This window comes from Serratia montpellierensis, from assembly GCF_020858655.1.
Taxonomy (GTDB): Bacteria; Pseudomonadota; Gammaproteobacteria; order Enterobacterales; family Enterobacteriaceae; genus Serratia; species Serratia montpellierensis.
In genome coordinates this window covers 239,459-256,091 of record NZ_VOSN01000005.1, presented here as the reverse complement: position 1 = coordinate 256,091, position 16,633 = coordinate 239,459, and the positions used below count along the sequence as shown (strand labels likewise).

The window sequence follows — 16,633 nt, the reverse complement described above, 5'->3', positions numbered from 1 at the left end:
GAACGAAAAACCGGTTGCCATGAAGCTCAATGTGATTTGTTACGCCCTGCTGGGCCTGGCGCTGGTCGCCAGCCTGTTCTCGCTGCATCCGGTGTGGATGTGGTTGCTGTTGGCCAACCTGTTGACGTTTCTGATCTACGGCGGCGATAAGCTGGCAGCGCGTAAAGGGTGGTGGCGGGTACCGGAGGCGACGCTGTTGCTGTTCGGCGCGCTGGGCGGATGGTTGGGCGCACTGGCGGCACAGCAGCTGTTTCGCCATAAGACCCAGAAGCAGCCGTTTAAAACCTGGTTCATCCTCAGCGTGGCGCTCAATCTGGCGGTGGTGCTGGGGTTGTGGTACTGGGTTTATGGCCGCTGGATTTTCTGATGGTGGGGCGCGGCCGGCGCCCCTGGCGATCAGGCGTGCTGCCGGAGGAATTCCCGCCACAGCTCAACTACCCGCTGCAGATCCTGACGGCTGACGTCGAGGTGGGTCAGAATGCGCGTCAGCGGGCCGCTGCTGATCAGCACGCCACGTTCGCGCATCCACGGACCGAGTTTGGCCGCCAGCGCCGGCGGTTGGCGCAGGTACAGCACGTTGGTCTGCGCGCCGGGTTCGGCGATCTCTACGCCGATCTGCCGCAGCTGTTGCTCCAGCCAGACCGCGTTGTCATGGTCTTCGCACAGCCGCGCGACGTTATGCTCCAACGCGTAAAGACCGGCCGCCGCCAGGATGCCGGCCTGACGCAGCCCGCCGCCCGTCATCTTGCGCCAACGCAGCGCGCGCTGAATGAAGGCTTCGCTGCCGCACAGCAGCGATCCGACCGGCGCGCCCAATCCTTTTGACAGGCAAATGGTGAACGTGTCGCAGTATTGCACGATCTCTTTCAGCGGCAGGTTCAGCGCCACGGCGGCATTAAAGATGCGTGCGCCGTCGATATGCAGCGCCAGCTGCCGCTCGCGGGTAAATTGCCACGCCTGCTGCAGGTAGGCCTGCGGCAAAACTCGGCCGCTGATGGTGTTTTCCAGGCTCAGCAGCCGGGTACGGGCGAAGTGGATATCGTCGGGTTTGATGGCGGCGGCGAGCTTGTCCAGCGGCAGCGTGCCGTCCGCGTCAGCCTCGATCGGCTGCGGCTGGATGCTGCCCAGCACCGCCGCGCCGCCGGCCTCGTATTTATAGTTGTGTGCCTGTTGGCCGACCAGATACTCGTCGCCGCGCTGACAGTGGCTCAGCAGCGCCACCAGGTTGGCCTGGGTGCCGCTGGGCAAAAACAACGCCGCTTCTTTGCCTGACAGGCGCACCGCCTCGGCCTCCAGCGCGTTGACCGTCGGGTCATCGCCGTAGACGTCGTCGCCGACCTCTGCCTGAGCCATCGCCTGGCGCATGGCGGCGCTGGGGCGGGTGACGGTGTCGCTGCGTAGATCGATAAGCATAGGGTTCCTGGAATATAAGGGAGAGGAAAAGGGTACATGGCATCATATACCCTTTATTTCACCGGGGCAGCTTGCTTAGCGCAGCCAGTTGGTTTTCGCCAGCTCGACCACTTCGTCGCCGCGGCCGTTGATGATGGCGCGCAGCATGTACAGGCTGAAGCCTTTCGCCTGTTCGAACTTGATCTGCGGCGGCATCGCCAACTCTTGCTTGGCGGTGACCACGTCCAGCAGCGCCGGGCCGGGATGCGCCAACATCTCCTGCAGCGCGCCGTCCAGATCCGACGCTTTTTCCACGCGGATGCCCTTGATGCCTGCGGCGTTGGCGATCGCCGCGAAGTCCGGATTATGCAGATCGGTGCCGTCGGTCAGGTAGCCGCCCGCCTTCATCTCCATCGCCACGAACCCCAGCACGCTGTTGTTGAACACCACGATCTTCACCGGCAGCTTGAGCTGCGCCAGCGACAGGAAATCCCCCATCAGCATGGTGAAGCCGCCATCGCCGCACATGGCGATCACCTGTTTATCCGGCGCGGTGGCCTGGGCGCCGATCGCCTGCGGCATGGCGTTGGCCATCGAACCGTGGTTGAACGAACCGAGCAGGCGGCGCTTGCCGTTCATTTTCACGTAGCGGGCGGCCCACACCGTCGGCGTGCCGACGTCGCAGGTGAAGATGGCGTCGTCGCTGGCGTAGTGGCTGAGCTGCTGCGCCAGATATTGCGGATGGATCGGCTGGTCATCGTTGGCGGTCGCCAGCCCGTCGAGCTCCTTGCGCGCGTTGCGGTAGTGCTCCAGCGCCTTGTCGAGGAATGCCCGGTCGCGCTTGGGCTCCAGCTGCGGCAGCAGGGCGGTGAGGGTGGTGTGGATATCTCCCACCAGCGCCATGTTGACCGGGCAGTGCGCGCCGATGCTGCCGGGGTTGATGTCGATCTGAATGATGTTGGCGTTGGTGGGGTAGAACGCGCGATAGGGGAACTGGGTGCCGAGCAGCACCAGCGTGTCGGCGTTCATCATCGCGTGGTAGCCGGAGGAGAAACCGATCAGCCCGGTCATGCCGACGCTGTAGGGGTTATCCCACTCGATATGTTCTTTGCCGCGCAGCGCGTGCACCACCGGTGCTTGCAGCAGCTCGGCCAGCTTGACCACTTCATCGTGCGCGCCGGCGCAGCCGCTGCCGCACATCAGGGTGATGTTCTTCGCCTTGTTCAGCGTTTCCGCCAGCTTGTTCAACTCGCTCATCGGCGGCTGCACCAGCGGCAGCGCCGGGGTATGCCAGGTCAGCGTCGCGTCTTCCGGCGCCATGCGCAGCGCCACGTCGCCCGGCAAGACGACCACTGAAACGCCGCGGTTGAGGATCGCCTTGCGCATGGCGATCTCCAGCACGCGCGGCAGCTGTTCCGGGTTGGAGACCAATTCGCAATAGTGGCTGCATTCGCGGAACAACTCCTGCGGATGGGTTTCCTGGAAGTAGCCGCTGCCGATTTCGCTGGAAGGAATGTGTGCGGCGATCGCCAGCACCGGCACATGGTTGCGGTGACAGTCGAACAGGCCGTTGATCAGATGCAGGTTGCCGGGGCCGCAGGAACCGGCGCACACCGCCAACTGGCCGGTGAGCTGGGCTTCGGCACCGGCGGCGAAGGCGGCCACCTCTTCATGGCGGGTGCCCAGCCATTCGATGGTGCCCATGCGGTGCAGGCTGTCGCTCAGGCCGTTGAGCGAATCGCCGGTTACGCCCCAAATGCGTTTTACGCCGGCTTGATCCAGCGTTTTGGCGATCAGTGTGGCTACGGTTTGCTTCATGGTTCCCCCAAACATGGTTTGAAAAACGATGTGTACTCGATCCGGTGAGTGTCAGCAGAACAACTGCAAGCATAGCTTACCGGCTGTGGACGAGATGCGGTCAGGAAGGGTAAAGAGCGTAGGACGGGAAGCAGTGTAACCGGGCTGGCCACGGGGAACTTGCCGATAAATGCCCCATCGCGGCGATGGGGCCAGGGGATCACGCCAGGGTGACGTCACCCTGCAGCTGGCAACTGCAGGCCAGCACGTAGCCTTGCGCTATCTCTTCTGCGCTTAGCGTCATGGTGCTGGTGGTGGTGTAGTCGCCCTCGAGGATGCGGGTTTTGCACGAGCCGCACACCCCGGCGCGGCAGGCGGCGTTGACCGGCAGGGCATTGGCCTCCATCGCCGCCAGCAGCGTGCTGCCGACCGGCACGCGGAATTCACGCAGCGGGCGCGCGGCGCGCAGCGTCAGCCCTTCGGTGGCGTCGGCCTGCGCCGTCGGCGTGTGGAACTGCTCTTTATGGAAATGCTCGGCCGGCACGCCGAGCCGGCGACAAAGCTGCTCCACCTGATCCATGTAGGGCGCAGGGCCGCAGGTCATCACCGTGCGTTCGGCGATATCCGGTGCCGCCTGCCGCAGCGTCTGTTCATCGATACGGCCGCTGAGGTAGCCGGGTTGCAGATCCTGCTCGGCCATCAGCGTCAGGCGCAGCTGCGGATGGGCGGCACACAGCACGCGCCATTGATCGGCGAAAATCGTGTCAGCGGGGGTGCGTACGTTAAAGATCACGGCGATATCGCAGGCCGGACGGTTGGCGGTCAGCCAGCGGCACATCGAGACGATCGGCGTCACGCCGCAGCCGGCGGCCAGCATCAGATAACGATCGGCCGGGTGGCGCTCGCAGCTGAATTCGCCCTGCGCGTCGGACAGCCACAGCGTGTTGCCGGGCTTGACCTCTTGCGTCAGCCAGCGCGATCCGACGCCGTCCGGCAGGCAGCGCACGCTGATGCTGAGAAAGCGGCTCTGACCAGGCGAGGAGGAGAGCGTATAGGCGCGCAACGTCTCCTCGCTGTTGCGAATGCTGACCAGCGCGAACTGGCCAGCCTGGTAAGGGTAGAAAACGTCGCAGATCAGGTTCAGCGTCCAGACGTCTGCGGTTTCACGCTGGATGGAATGCACCTGCATGCGGTTCGGGCAAAGCGGTGTGGGTTGAGTCATCGGGGCACCTCAAAAAACAAAGGGGCCGGCGCAGGCGGCCCCATAACGTAACGGCATCAGGCGAGCAGCGCTGCAATATCCTGCTCGACGGTGGTGATCGGACGCAGGCCGAATTTCTCGTTGAGGATCGCCATCAGGTTGTCGGTCAGGAAGCCCGGCGCGGTCGGGCCGGTGACGATGTTTTTCACCCCCAGCGACAGCAGCGTCAGCAGAATGACGATCGCCTTCTGTTCAAACCACGACAGCACCAGGCTGAGCGGCAGCTCGTTGACGCTGCAGCCGAGCGTATCCGCCAGCTTGACCGCCAACATGATGGCGGAGTAGGCGTCGTTGCACTGGCCGACGTCCAGCAGGCGCGGCAGCCCTTCCAGCGTGCCGAAGTCCAGCTTGTTGAAACGGTACTTGCCGCAGGCCAGCGTCATGATCAGGCAGTCTTGCGGCACGCTGCGGGCGAAGTCGGTGAAGTAGCTGCGCTCGTCGCGGCTGCCGTCGCAGCCGCCGACCAGGAAGACGTGGCGCAGTTTTTTCTGCGACACCAGGTCGATCACCGTGTCGGCGGCGTTCAGCAGCGTCTGGCGGCCGAAACCGACGGTGATCAGATGCTCGATCTCGGTATAAGGGAAACCGTTCATGCCCTGCGCCTGGCGGATCACGGCGCCGAAGTCGTCGCCTTCCAGATGATTGACGCCTGGCCAGCCGACGATGCTGCGGGTCCAGATGCGATCGCCGTAGTTGCCGACGTTAGGATCGATGATGCAGTTGGAGGTCATCACGATCGGGCCGGGGAATTTGGCGAATTCCGTTTGCTGGTTTTGCCAGCCGCTGCCGTAGTTGCCCACCAGATGCTTGAATTTTTTCAGTTCCGGATAGCCGTGCGCCGGCAGCATTTCGCCGTGGGTGTAGACGTTGACGTTTTGCCCTTCGGTTTGCTCGAGCAGCATGCGCAGATCTTTCAGATCGTGGCCGGAAATCAGAATGGCTTTCCCGGCCACCGGGCGCACGTTGACCGCGCTGGGCTGCGGATCGCCGTAGGCTTGGGTTTCACCGCGATCGAGGATCGCCATCACGTTGAAGTTCATCTTGCCGATGCCCATGGCGTTGTTCAGCAGGGTGTCGACGTCGCGCGGCTGGGTGCCGAGCCAGGCCATAAAGGCGTGGTAGTCGGCATAGAGTTGCTCGTCGAACTGGCCGAGCACGTGCGCGTGTTCCATATAGGCCGCCGCGCCTTTCAGGCCGTACAGGCACAGCATGCGCAAACCGTGTACGTCGTCACCTACCTCGGCCTTGTCGCTGTTGAGGGCAAACTGCGCTGCCTGTTGCAGCAGCGCAGGCATATCGTCACCGGCCAGCTGCAGCGCCGCCATCGGGTGATCGACGCGTACGCCGGCGTCCAGCAGCCGGCAACGGGCGGCCAGCGAATCGCGCAGCAGCAAGGTTTCGCGCGCGTAGCCGATGATGCGCTGGGAGTCGAAGTTGACGTTGGTCAGGGTGGAGAAGAAGGCGCGCGGGGCGAAGCTGTCGATCTCGTGGTCGACGATGCCCAGCGAACGCGCCTGCAGCGCCCAGGCGGAGAGCCCCTGCAGCGCCGCCACCAGCAGATCCTGCAGATCGGAGGTTTCCGCCGTCTTGCCGCACATGCCCTGAGCATACGCGCAGCCGTTGCCTGACGGGGTACGGATGGTTTGTTCACATTGCACACAGAACATAGTCGCTTCCTTTTATTTTTAAAGTTGCATTTATAATGCTTGTTTAAAAGCATAGATCGGCGATCGGGGTTGCAAAAGGCTTTTGTGCGACTACTGCGGGCAAGTTTGATTTAGCGCAATTTTGCCGTGCGGATGGGAATTATTACGCTTTGGGGGCCGGCCGGCCCCCAGGGAAAAGGATCAGGAGAACAGGGCGATCAGCACCGGCGCCAGCAGGCTCAGCAGGAAGCCGTGTACGATGGCGGGCGGCACCATGTCCAGCCCGCCGCTGCGCTGCAGCACCGGCAGGGTGAAGTCCATCGAGGTGGCGCCGCACAGGCCGAGGGCGGTGGAACGGCTGCGGCGCACCAGCGTCGGGATCAGCATGATCGCCACCAGCTCGCGCGCCAGATCGTTGAAGAATGCGGCGCTGCCCATCACCGGGCCGTAGGCGTCGGTAATCAGAATACCCGATAGCGAATACCAGCCGAAGCCGGAGGCCATCGCCAGCCCGGCCTTGACCGGCAGCCCCAGCAGCTGAGCCGCCAGCGCGCCGCCGGCCAGCGACGCGACGGTCACCACCAGCGCCACCAGCGTGCCGCGGCGGTTGAGCACGATCTGGCGCAGCGTCATGCCGCTGTTACGCAGCTGAATGCCGACCAGCAACAGCAGGAAGATCAGCGCATATTCGCTGCCTTTATGGGCGAACTGCAGCCATTGCCATTGCGTCAGGCCGAGCAGGAAGCCGCCGAGCACCACGCCGCACAGCTTGAGCGACTCCAGCGCCATGTGCACGCGTGAAGGCAACTTTTCCTGTTTATGGCTGCTGCGCCACGGCATGCGCCGCTCCAGCAGCGCCAGCAACAGCAGGTTGGCGCAGAGAATACAGAAGAAGAACACCGCGCTGTACTGGAAGATCAGCACCAGGTTGCTGCTGAGATCCTCCATAAACGCCAGGCTGATACCCATGAAAAACAGGATCACGTACACCATCCAGCTGAGCAGCCGGTTGATCAGCACCAGCAGCGGGCGATGGCGTAAGGGAATGAGGTAACCGACAATCAGCGGTAACAGAATAATCAACAGTCCTGAATACATGGTGCAGCTTGTGTCCTTGAGTTTTGAAACGCGCCGAACGGCGGCGAGGAGCACACGCTAACCAAAAGCCCGGCCGGAGTAAAGCGGCAGATTTGACGTTGGCCGCTTGACCTGCAAGGGGTTTTTTGACCATGCTCTGTGAAGGTCACCTCATTGAAGAGGCGACGGCGCGCACGGGAGGCGGCGGATGTTCTTGGAGCGTATCGAAATTGTAGGTTTTCGCGGCATTAACCGGCTGTCCCTGATGCTGGACGACAACACGCTGTTGCTCGGTGAAAACGCCTGGGGTAAATCCAGCTTGCTGGATGCGCTGACGCTGTTGCTGGCGCCGGAGCAGAAGCTGTACCGGTTTGAAGCGCACGATTTCCATTTCCCCCCCGGTGAAGAGTCGGCCAAAGAGCGCCACCTGCAGGTGGTGTTCACCTTCTGCGAAAAAGACATCGGCCATGCGCACCTGCCGCGCTATCGCCACCTGACGCCGCTGTGGGTCAAGGGCGAAGATGGCCTGAGCCGCATTCATTACCGCTGCGAGGGCGAGCTGGAAGACGACGGCACGGTGTGCACCTGGCGCGGTTTTCTCGACGCAGACGGCAATGCCTTTCAACTGCACCATATCGAACAGCTGGCGCACGCCATCATCCGCATCCACCCGGTACTGCGCCTGCGCGACGCGCGCTTTATTCGCCGCCTGCGCCCCAGCAGCCTCGGGGATGAACGCAAACCCGATACCCAAGCGCTGGCGCAGCAGTTGGATCAGCTGACGCGCGAGCTGGTGCGCAATCCGCAGAAGCTGACCAACGGCGAGCTGCGTCAGGGGCTGGCGGCCATGCAGCAGTTGCTGGAGCACTACTTCGCCGAGCAGAGTTCGCAGGTGGCGCGGCCGCGCCGTCGCGGCGGCGAACCGGAGCAGGATGCGTGGCGTGCGCTGGATGGCATCAACCGCATGGTGGCCGAACCGAACAGCCGCAGCATGCGTCTGATCCTGCTGGGGATGTTTTCCACCCTGTTGCAGGCGAAGGGCGACGTCAAGCTGGATCCCCATGCCCGCCCGCTGCTGCTGGTGGAGGACCCGGAAACTCGCCTGCACCCGATCATGCTGTCGGTGGCCTGGGGGCTGCTCAATCAGCTGCCATTGCAGCGCATCACCACCACCAACTCCAGCGAACTGGTGTCGCTGGTACCGGTGGAGCACGTGTGCCGGCTGGTGCGTGAGTCGGGGCGGGTCGCAACCTATCGTCTCGGGCCGCGCGGGCTGAGCGCCGAAGACGGACGGCGTATCGCGTTTCACATCCGTTTCAATCGGCCGTCGTCGCTGTTCGCCCGCTGCTGGCTGCTGGTGGAAGGCGAGACCGAAGTGTGGCTGCTGAACGAGCTGGCGCGCCAATGCGGCTACCATTTTGAGGCGGAAGGGGTGAGGGTCATCGAATTCGCCCAGTGCGGCCTGAAGCCGCTGTTGCGCTTCGCCCGCCGCATGGGCATCGAGTGGCATGCGCTGGTGGACGGCGATGAGGCGGGTAAAAAATACGCCAACACCGTACGCAGCCTGCTGGACAATCATGAAGACAACGAACGCGATCGGCTGACCGCGCTGCCGGCGCCGGACATGGAGCACTTCATGTTCCGCGAAGGGTTCGGCCCGGTCTATCACCGGATGGCGTCGGTGCCGCTCAACGCGCAGATGCCGGTGCGCAAGGTGATCCTGAAAGCGGTTCATCACTCGTCGAAGCCGGATCTGGCGATCGAGGTCGCGATGCAGGCCGGCGAATGGGGCACGGATTCGGTGCCGCCGCTGCTGAAGAAAATGTTCTCACGGGTGATCTGGCTGGCGCGCGGCCGGGCGGACTGACGGCCCGCCGGGCGTTATCGGGCGCAGAAATGCGCCGCCAATCCCTGTTCCAGCTCGTCCAGCAGTTGATAACGGCGGCGATACTCGGCGCGCTTCTTGCTGGCAATCTCTTCGATCGGCTTGCGGGCGATGCGTTCGGGCAGCAGGAAATAGCCGCTGTCGAGCGGTTTGGCGCCCATCGACAGCCAGAACTGATCGTAATCGGCGTGCAGCTTGTCCTTCTTCTTACTCTGGTAACGCCAGTTTTGATAGATATGGGTGGCGTTGCCGACCGCCACGACCTGGCGAATGCCGAGGTGCCGCGCCAGCGTGCAGATGCCTTCCAGCACCAGCCGTTTAGGGAACAGGCCGTGGCACTCTTTGGTGGTGTGCTGGATCTCTGCGTGCGGCACCTCATGGTTTGCGCCCTGCAGGCCGCCGATGAACAGCGTCGGCTGCTGCTGATAATGCATCAGCGCAAAGGTGATCTCCGCCAGCATCACGCCGTTGGCGTTGCGCAGCAGCAGCGTGGCTTCCCCTTCCTTATTCAGCTTGTCGATCGCCGCCAGTTCCAGCGTGATCGGCGCTTCGTTCTTGCCCATTGCGCTGGCCAACACGAAAGATTGCGGGCCGAGGTGGCCGAGGCGCATCTTCAGCGGCATGCGCTGTACGATAAGATCGTAATGATCGCGCAGGGCGAACAGGCATTCGATCTTGCTCATGTTGGCCGCCAGGTAGGGGCGATGCAGTTTGCACGGCAGGTTCGGCTGCGCGCTCAGGATCTCTTCCAGCAGCGGGTTGCTGGCCAGGGTGTTGAGCAGGCCGCTGGTGGTGCGCCAGTTGAGCAGCGAACGGCCGAGAAACTTCAGGCGAAACGAGGTTTTTTTCCAGGCATTGCTCGGCGCCATTTCGCCATTGATCAGCGCCGTCATCAGTTGCCAGCCGTTAAGCGACTGGGCGGAGGCGAGTGGGTAGCTGAGCTGTGACATGATGAAATCCTTGGCTTGTGTTGAATGGCGCTATTTCATCAAGGCTTCACTAAACGGGAGTTCAATGCCGAACTGTAACCAAGCGTGTCTCCACATTGTGTTGAGCTAAGGTTTAGTTATTCCCTACGTTGCATGCTAATTTAGCTCCGCCGCCGCAAGGGGCGGCCGATATTCACAAGCACAGGCAGGTCAATTTTGACAGGGTTTAAAGGACATAAACGCCGCTGGATACTCGTTCTGGCGGTCATTGCGGCGATTGCCGCGGCGGCCGTTTGGCACTTTCGCCATCCGGCGCCAACCGATTTCAAAACGGTGAAAGCCAGCAAACGCGATCTGCAGCAGAACGTGTTGGCGACCGGCCAGCTGGACGCGGTGCGCAAGGTCGACGTCGGCGCGCAGGTTAGCGGGCAGTTGGAAAAGCTGTATGTCGAGATCGGCGACAAGGTGAAAAAAGGCCAGTTGCTGGGGGTTATCGATCCGCAACAGGCACAGAACAGCATTCGCGAAGGCGAGGCGACGCTGCGCGAACTGCATGCGCAACTGCTGCAGGCACAGGCCGAGCAGCAATTGGCGGCTGTCACGCTGCAGCGCAACCAGGCGCTGGCCAAACTGCAGGCGGTATCGCGTCAGGATCTGGATCAGGCGGCGACGCAGCTGGCGGTGAAGAAAGCGCAGGTGGGCACCATCAATGCGCAGATCGCCCGGAACCAGGCCAGCCTGGATACCGCCAAGATCAACCTGGCCTATACCCGCATCGAAGCGCCGATGGATGGCGACGTGGTGCAGATCACCACGCTGCAGGGCCAGACGATGATCGCGGCGCAGCAGGCACCGAACATTCTGACGTTGGCGGATCTTGGCACCATGCTGGTGAAGGCCCAAGTATCGGAGGCCGACGTCATTAACCTCAAGCCGGGTCAAAAGGCCTGGTTCACGGTGCTGGGCGATCCGACCCGGCGCTTCGACGGCGTGCTGAAAGACATTCAGCCGACGCCGGAAAAGGTCAACAACGCCATCTTCTATTATGCGCGTTTCGAAGTGCCCAACCCGGAAAGGCTGTTGCGCTTGCAAATGACGGCGCAGGTGCATATTCAGCTGGCCGGCGTCGAGCAGGCGCTGGTGATCCCGCTGGCGGCGCTGGGCGATCAGATCGCCGACAATCGTTACCATGTCTCGGTGCTGAAACAGGGCAAGGAAGAGAAGCGCGAGGTAGCTATCGGCCTGCGCAACAATATCGACGTGCAGATCCTCAGCGGCCTCGAGGCGGGCGATGAGGTGATCGTCAGCCGTGGCGGCGTGGAGGCCGGCTGATGGCGGCGTTGTTGCAGCTGAGCGGCATTCGCCGCAGCTACCGCTCCGGCGAGCAGACGGTGGAGGTGCTGAAGGGGATCAGCCTGAGCATCGACGCCGGTGAAATGGTGGCGATCATGGGGGCCTCCGGCTCCGGCAAATCGACGCTGATGAACATTCTCGGCTGTCTGGACAAGCCGAGCGCCGGCGTGTATCGGGTGGCCGGGCAGGATGTGGCGACGCTGAGCGACGATGCGCTGGCGCAGCTGCGGCGCGAGCATTTCGGCTTTATCTTTCAGCGCTATCATCTGCTGCCGCACCTGAGCGCGGCGCACAACGTCGAAGTGCCGGCGGTGTACGCGGGGCTGGGAAAAGCGGCGCGGCGCGAACGGGCGGAGGCGCTGTTGCGGCGCCTGGGGCTGGGGGAGCGCGTCAACTACCGGCCGAGCCAGCTTTCCGGCGGGCAGCAGCAGCGGGTCAGCATCGCCCGCGCGCTGATGAACGGCGGGCAGGTGATCCTGGCGGATGAACCGACCGGCGCGCTCGACAGCCATTCCGGCGAAGAGGTGATGGCGATCCTCAAACAGCTGTGCGCCCAAGGCCACACGGTGATTCTGGTGACTCACGATCCGGCGGTAGCGCGCCAGGCTGAGCGCATTATCGAGATCCGCGACGGTGAGATTATCGCCGATTCGCGTCCGGCACCGCAGGAGAATGCGCAGGCCGAGCCGCTGGCGCTGGCCGCCGCGGCGGCTTCCTGGCGGCAGGTGGGGGGCCGCTTCCGCGAAGCGCTGGTCATGGCCTGGCGCGCGATGGCGGCCAACAAGATGCGCACCGCGCTGACCATGCTCGGTATCATTATCGGCATCGCCTCGGTGGTATCGATCCTGGTGATCGGCGACGCCGCCAAGCAGATGGTGCTGGCGGACATCAAATCCATCGGCACCAACACCATCGACATCTATCCCGGCAAGGATTTCGGCGACGACGATCCGACCTACCGGCAATCGTTGAAATACGGCGATCTTGATGCGTTGCGCGAACAGCCTTACATCAGCGCGCTGTCGCCGAGCATCAGCAGCAGCATGCGGCTGCGGCTGGGCAACGTCGATGCGGCGGCCAACGTCAACGGCGTCAGCGAGCAGTTTTTCCGCGTGTTCGGCATGAGCTTTACCCAGGGCGTCGGCATCGATCCGCTGCAGGTGCAGTCACAGGCGCAGACGGTGGTGATCGACGCCAATACCCAACGGCGGCTGTTCCCGCACCAGAAGAACGTGGTGGGCGAGGTGATCCTGGTGGGTAACATGCCGGCGACGGTGGTCGGCGTGGCCAAGGAGAAGCAGTCGATGTTTGGCAGCAGCAAGACGCTGAACGTATGGGTGCCTTACAGCACCATGGCCAACCGGCTGATGGGCAACAATTATTTCGACTCGATCACTGTGCGCATCCGCGACGGCTACGACAGTAAGGAAGCGGAACAGCAGCTGTCGCGCCTGTTGACGCTGCGCCATGGCAAGAAGGACTTCTTCACCTATAACATGGACAGCCTGGTGCAAACCGCCGAGAAAACCACCCGCACGCTGCAGCTGTTCCTGACGCTGGTGGCGGTGATTTCGCTGGTGGTCGGTGGCATCGGCGTGATGAACATCATGCTGGTGTCGGTGACCGAACGCACGCGAGAGATCGGCATTCGCATGGCGGTGGGCGCCCGTTCCGGCGACGTGTTGCAGCAGTTTCTGATCGAGGCGGTATTGGTTTGTCTGGTGGGGGGCGCGCTGGGGATTACGCTGTCGTTTGCCATCGGGCTGGCGGTGCAGTTGGTGTTGCCGGGCTGGCAGATCAGCTTCCCGCCGGCGGCGTTGCTGAGCGCGTTCCTCTGTTCCACCGGCATCGGCGTGGTGTTCGGCTATCTGCCGGCGCGCAATGCCGCGCGGTTGAATCCTATCGATGCGCTGGCGCGCGAGTAAGTAAAAAGCATAAAAAATGCCAGTCACACGGCGGCTGGCATTTTTATCGCAGTCATGGTCAGTGCAGCGCGACGCTGCCGGAAGCGTTTAGGACAGCGCCTCGCTTTCCACCGGCACAATAAGACTGGCATGGTTCCCTTTGGGCCCTTGATGCACGTCGAAGCTGACCTGCTGGCCCGCCTTCAACGTTCTGTAACCATCCATCTTGATTGTGGAATAATGCGCGAAAATATCTTCGCCACCGCCGGCTGGGCAGATGAAGCCAAACCCTTTGGCGTTGTTAAACCATTTAACAGTACCCGTCTCCATGCTTTTACATCCCTCGCAACGCTATTTTAAGTGAGATGAATAACTGATTTCGCACTCGCCGTAGGCGAGTAGCAGGGTGGACAAGGGGTGGTTAAAAGACCACCAGCCACGAATTTACACTCTAGAGCAAATGATCGGGGCGTCAAGCGATCGGCTTTTGTCGGCGGGGAGCAGTTCACCAAAGTTTGAAGCAGGTAACGCTATTGCCACGATTCAGTCACAATTGGCCCGTTTTTTTGCGCACGTTACAGTGCGGCGGGACGATGCCGAAGATGATAAAATAGTAACTATCCCCACTTTGAATAACCGAAACCTGTCCCCATATAAGAGGGCAGAGCAGAGAAGATGAGCAGCGATGGGCAATAACAACGATTGGCTAAACTTTGAACACTTGGCCGAAGAAAAACAAATCGATGCGGTAAAACCGCCGTCTATGTATAAAGTTATACTTAACAACGACGATTACACACCGATGGAATTTGTGATTGACGTTCTGCAAAAGTTCTTTTCTTATGATATTGAACGCGCAACGCAACTGATGCTCACGGTCCACTATCAAGGCAAGGCGATCTGTGGTGTTTTTACCGCCGAGGTGGCGGAAACCAAAGTCGTCCATGTGAACCGGTACGCAAGGGAGAACGAGCATCCGTTGCTTTGTACGCTGGAAAAAGCCTGAATAAGGCAATCTATTGGGGAGGTGCTTATGCTCAATCAAGAACTGGAACTCAGTCTCAACATGGCTTTCGCCAGGGCGCGTGAGCACAGACACGAGTTTATGACCGTGGAGCACCTGTTGCTGGCGTTGCTGAGCAACCCTGCCGCGCGAGAAGCGCTTGAGGCATGTACGGTGGATCTGGCCGCGTTGCGCCAGGAGCTGGAAGCCTTCATCGAACAAACCACACCGACGCTGCCCGCCGGCGAAGAAGAGCGCGACACTCAGCCGACGCTCAGCTTCCAGCGCGTGCTGCAGCGCGCGGTCTTCCATGTGCAATCTTCCGGCCGCAGCGAAGTGTCCGGCGCCAACGTGTTGGTGGCCATCTTCAGCGAGCAGGAGTCGCAGGCGGCCTATCTGCTGCGCAAACACGACGTCAGCCGTCTCGACGTGGTGAACTTCATTTCACATGGCACGCGTAAAGACGAGCCGGGCCAAGCACCGAATGCGGAAAACCCGGTGAACGAAGAGCAGTCCGGAGGGGAAGACCGTATGGAAAACTTCACCACCAACCTCAATCAGTTGGCCCGTGTGGGCGGCATCGATCCGTTGATCGGTCGCGATCGTGAGCTGGAGCGCGCGATTCAGGTGCTGTGCCGCCGTCGTAAAAACAACCCGCTGCTGGTCGGCGAATCCGGCGTCGGCAAGACCGCCATCGCCGAAGGGCTGGCCTGGCGTATCGTGCAGGGCGACGTGCCGGAAGTGATGGCGGACTGCACGCTGTATTCGCTGGATATCGGCTCACTGCTGGCCGGCACCAAATACCGCGGCGACTTCGAGAAGCGCTTCAAAGCGCTGCTCAAGCAGCTGGAGCAGGATCAGAACAGCATCCTGTTCATCGATGAAATTCACACCATCATCGGCGCCGGCGCGGCTTCCGGTGGGCAGGTGGATGCCGCCAACCTGATCAAACCGCTGCTGTCGAGCGGAAAAATCCGGGTGATCGGCTCGACCACCTACCAGGAGTTCAGCAACATCTTCGAAAAGGATCGCGCTCTGGCGCGCCGTTTCCAGAAGATCGATATCACCGAGCCGACGGCGGAAGAGACCGTTCAGATCATCAACGGCCTGAAGACCAAGTATGAAGCGCACCACGACGTGCGTTATACCGCCAAGGCGATCCGCGCCGCGGTGGAGCTGTCGGTGAAATACATCAACGATCGTCATCTGCCGGACAAGGCGATCGACGTGATCGACGAGGCGGGCGCCCGCAGCCGGTTGATGCCGGCCAGCAAGCGCAAGAAAACCGTCAACGTGGCCGATATCGAATCCGTGGTGGCGCGCATCGCTCGCATCCCGGAGAAAACCGTGTCGGCCAGCGATCGCGACGTGCTGAGAAACCTGGGCGATCGCTTGAAGATGCTGGTGTTCGGCCAGGATCAGGCGATCGAAGCGTTGACGGAAGCCATCAAGATGAGCCGCGCCGGTCTGGGCCACGAGCGCAAGCCGGTCGGTTCCTTCCTGTTCGCCGGGCCGACCGGGGTCGGGAAAACCGAGGTCACCGTACAGTTGGCCAAGGCGATGGATATCGAGCTGCTGCGTTTCGACATGTCCGAGTACATGGAGCGGCATACCGTCAGCCGTCTGATCGGCGCGCCTCCGGGCTATGTCGGTTACGATCAGGGCGGGCTGCTGACCGATGCGGTGATCAAGCATCCGCATGCGGTGGTGCTGCTCGATGAGATCGAGAAGGCGCATCCGGACGTGTTCAACCTGCTGCTGCAGGTGATGGACAACGGGACGCTGACCGACAACAACGGCCGCAAGGCGGACTTCCGCAACGTGATCCTGGTGATGACCACCAACGCCGGGGTGCGGGAAACCGAACGCAAGTCGATCGGCCTGGTGCAACAGGACAACAGCACCGACGCGATGGAAGAGATCAAGAAGGTGTTTACGCCGGAGTTCCGCAACCGTCTGGACAACATCATCTGGTTCAACCATCTCTCTACCGAGGTGATCCAGCAGGTGGTCGACAAGTTTATCGTCGAACTGCAGGCGCAGCTGGATGCGAAGGGCGTCTCGCTGGAAGTGAGCGACGAAGCGCGCGACTGGCTGTCGGTGAAGGGCTACGACCGTGCGATGGGCGCTCGGCCGATGGCGCGCGTCATGCAGGAGAACCTGAAGAAACCGTTGGCCAACGAACTGCTGTTCGGCTCGCTGGTGGACGGCGGTTCCGTGAAGGTCGAGCTGGACAAGGACAAGAAACAGCTGACCTATCACTTCCTCAGCGCCGCCAAACGCAAGGCGGACGAGGGCGCGGTGCACTAAGGCCGCCTTCAGGCAAAGAAAAAGCGATGCTTCGGCATCGCTTTTTTTATGGGTGAGATTCACCGTACAACAGAAA

At 61.8% G+C, this 16,633-nt stretch carries 13 protein-coding genes; 6 read left to right on the top strand and 7 right to left on the bottom strand.

Annotation, left to right across the window (positions count from 1 at the left end):
* Positions 1-19 precede the first annotated feature (19 nt).
* On the top strand, positions 20-367 hold the full coding sequence (locus FUU19_RS06565) for a DUF1294 domain-containing protein (RefSeq protein WP_230490278.1): 348 nt from the start codon (positions 20-22) through the stop codon (positions 365-367).
* Between the two features lie 29 nt (positions 368-396).
* On the opposite strand, the gene ltaE is transcribed toward FUU19_RS06565, so the two are convergent.
* From ltaE to FUU19_RS06540, 5 genes are all read right to left on the bottom strand, one after another.
* Complete coding sequence (gene ltaE, locus FUU19_RS06560) at positions 397-1,413, bottom strand: low-specificity L-threonine aldolase (RefSeq protein WP_230490279.1); 1,017 nt, start codon at positions 1,411-1,413, stop codon at positions 397-399.
* Positions 1,414-1,488: 75 nt separating this feature from the next.
* Positions 1,489-3,210 (bottom strand): ubiquinone-dependent pyruvate dehydrogenase, encoded by a 1,722-nt coding sequence (gene poxB / locus FUU19_RS06555; RefSeq protein ID WP_089195715.1) that lies wholly within the window; start codon positions 3,208-3,210, stop codon positions 1,489-1,491.
* A 199-nt stretch (positions 3,211-3,409) separates the two neighbouring features.
* Positions 3,410-4,411: an NADH oxidoreductase gene (gene hcr / locus FUU19_RS06550; protein WP_230490280.1), complete on the bottom strand. Its 1,002-nt coding sequence runs from the start codon at positions 4,409-4,411 to the stop codon at positions 3,410-3,412.
* Between the two features lie 56 nt (positions 4,412-4,467).
* Entirely contained in the window at positions 4,468-6,117 is a 1,650-nt protein-coding gene (gene hcp / locus FUU19_RS06545; protein WP_230490281.1) for a hydroxylamine reductase, read from the bottom strand.
* 180 nt (positions 6,118-6,297) lie between these two features.
* A complete protein-coding gene (locus FUU19_RS06540; RefSeq protein ID WP_004928363.1) occupies positions 6,298-7,194 on the bottom strand; it encodes a LysO family transporter in 897 nt (298 codons plus the stop codon).
* A 187-nt stretch (positions 7,195-7,381) separates the two neighbouring features.
* Between FUU19_RS06540 and FUU19_RS06535 the strand changes: the two genes are divergently transcribed.
* Positions 7,382-9,040 carry an ATP-dependent endonuclease gene (locus FUU19_RS06535; RefSeq protein WP_141969791.1) on the top strand — a complete coding sequence of 553 codons (1,659 nt, stop codon included), beginning with the start codon at positions 7,382-7,384 and terminating at the stop codon, positions 9,038-9,040.
* A gap of 14 nt (positions 9,041-9,054) precedes the next feature.
* On the opposite strand, the gene FUU19_RS06530 is transcribed toward FUU19_RS06535, so the two are convergent.
* Complete coding sequence (locus tag FUU19_RS06530; RefSeq protein ID WP_141969789.1) at positions 9,055-10,008, bottom strand: VirK/YbjX family protein; 954 nt, start codon at positions 10,006-10,008, stop codon at positions 9,055-9,057.
* A 195-nt stretch (positions 10,009-10,203) separates the two neighbouring features.
* Between FUU19_RS06530 and macA the strand changes: the two genes are divergently transcribed.
* Together macA and macB are read left to right on the top strand one after the other, a co-directional pair.
* Positions 10,204-11,319: a macrolide transporter subunit MacA gene (gene macA, locus FUU19_RS06525; RefSeq protein ID WP_255703089.1), complete on the top strand. Its 1,116-nt coding sequence runs from the start codon at positions 10,204-10,206 to the stop codon at positions 11,317-11,319.
* Entirely contained in the window at positions 11,319-13,265 is a 1,947-nt protein-coding gene (gene macB, locus FUU19_RS06520) for a macrolide ABC transporter ATP-binding protein/permease MacB (RefSeq protein WP_230490282.1), read from the top strand. Before macA ends, macB begins: the two co-directional genes overlap by 1 nt.
* A gap of 87 nt (positions 13,266-13,352) precedes the next feature.
* On the opposite strand, the gene cspD is transcribed toward macB, so the two are convergent.
* A complete protein-coding gene (cspD, locus tag FUU19_RS06515) occupies positions 13,353-13,574 on the bottom strand; it encodes a cold shock-like protein CspD (protein ID WP_004928349.1) in 222 nt (73 codons plus the stop codon).
* 355 nt (positions 13,575-13,929) lie between these two features.
* Between cspD and clpS the strand changes: the two genes are divergently transcribed.
* Positions 13,930-14,250: an ATP-dependent Clp protease adapter ClpS gene (gene clpS / locus FUU19_RS06510; protein ID WP_004928347.1), complete on the top strand. Its 321-nt coding sequence runs from the start codon at positions 13,930-13,932 to the stop codon at positions 14,248-14,250.
* Positions 14,251-14,277: 27 nt separating this feature from the next.
* Positions 14,278-16,557: an ATP-dependent Clp protease ATP-binding subunit ClpA gene (gene clpA, locus FUU19_RS06505; protein ID WP_025302261.1), complete on the top strand. Its 2,280-nt coding sequence runs from the start codon at positions 14,278-14,280 to the stop codon at positions 16,555-16,557.
* Positions 16,558-16,633 lie beyond the last annotated feature (76 nt).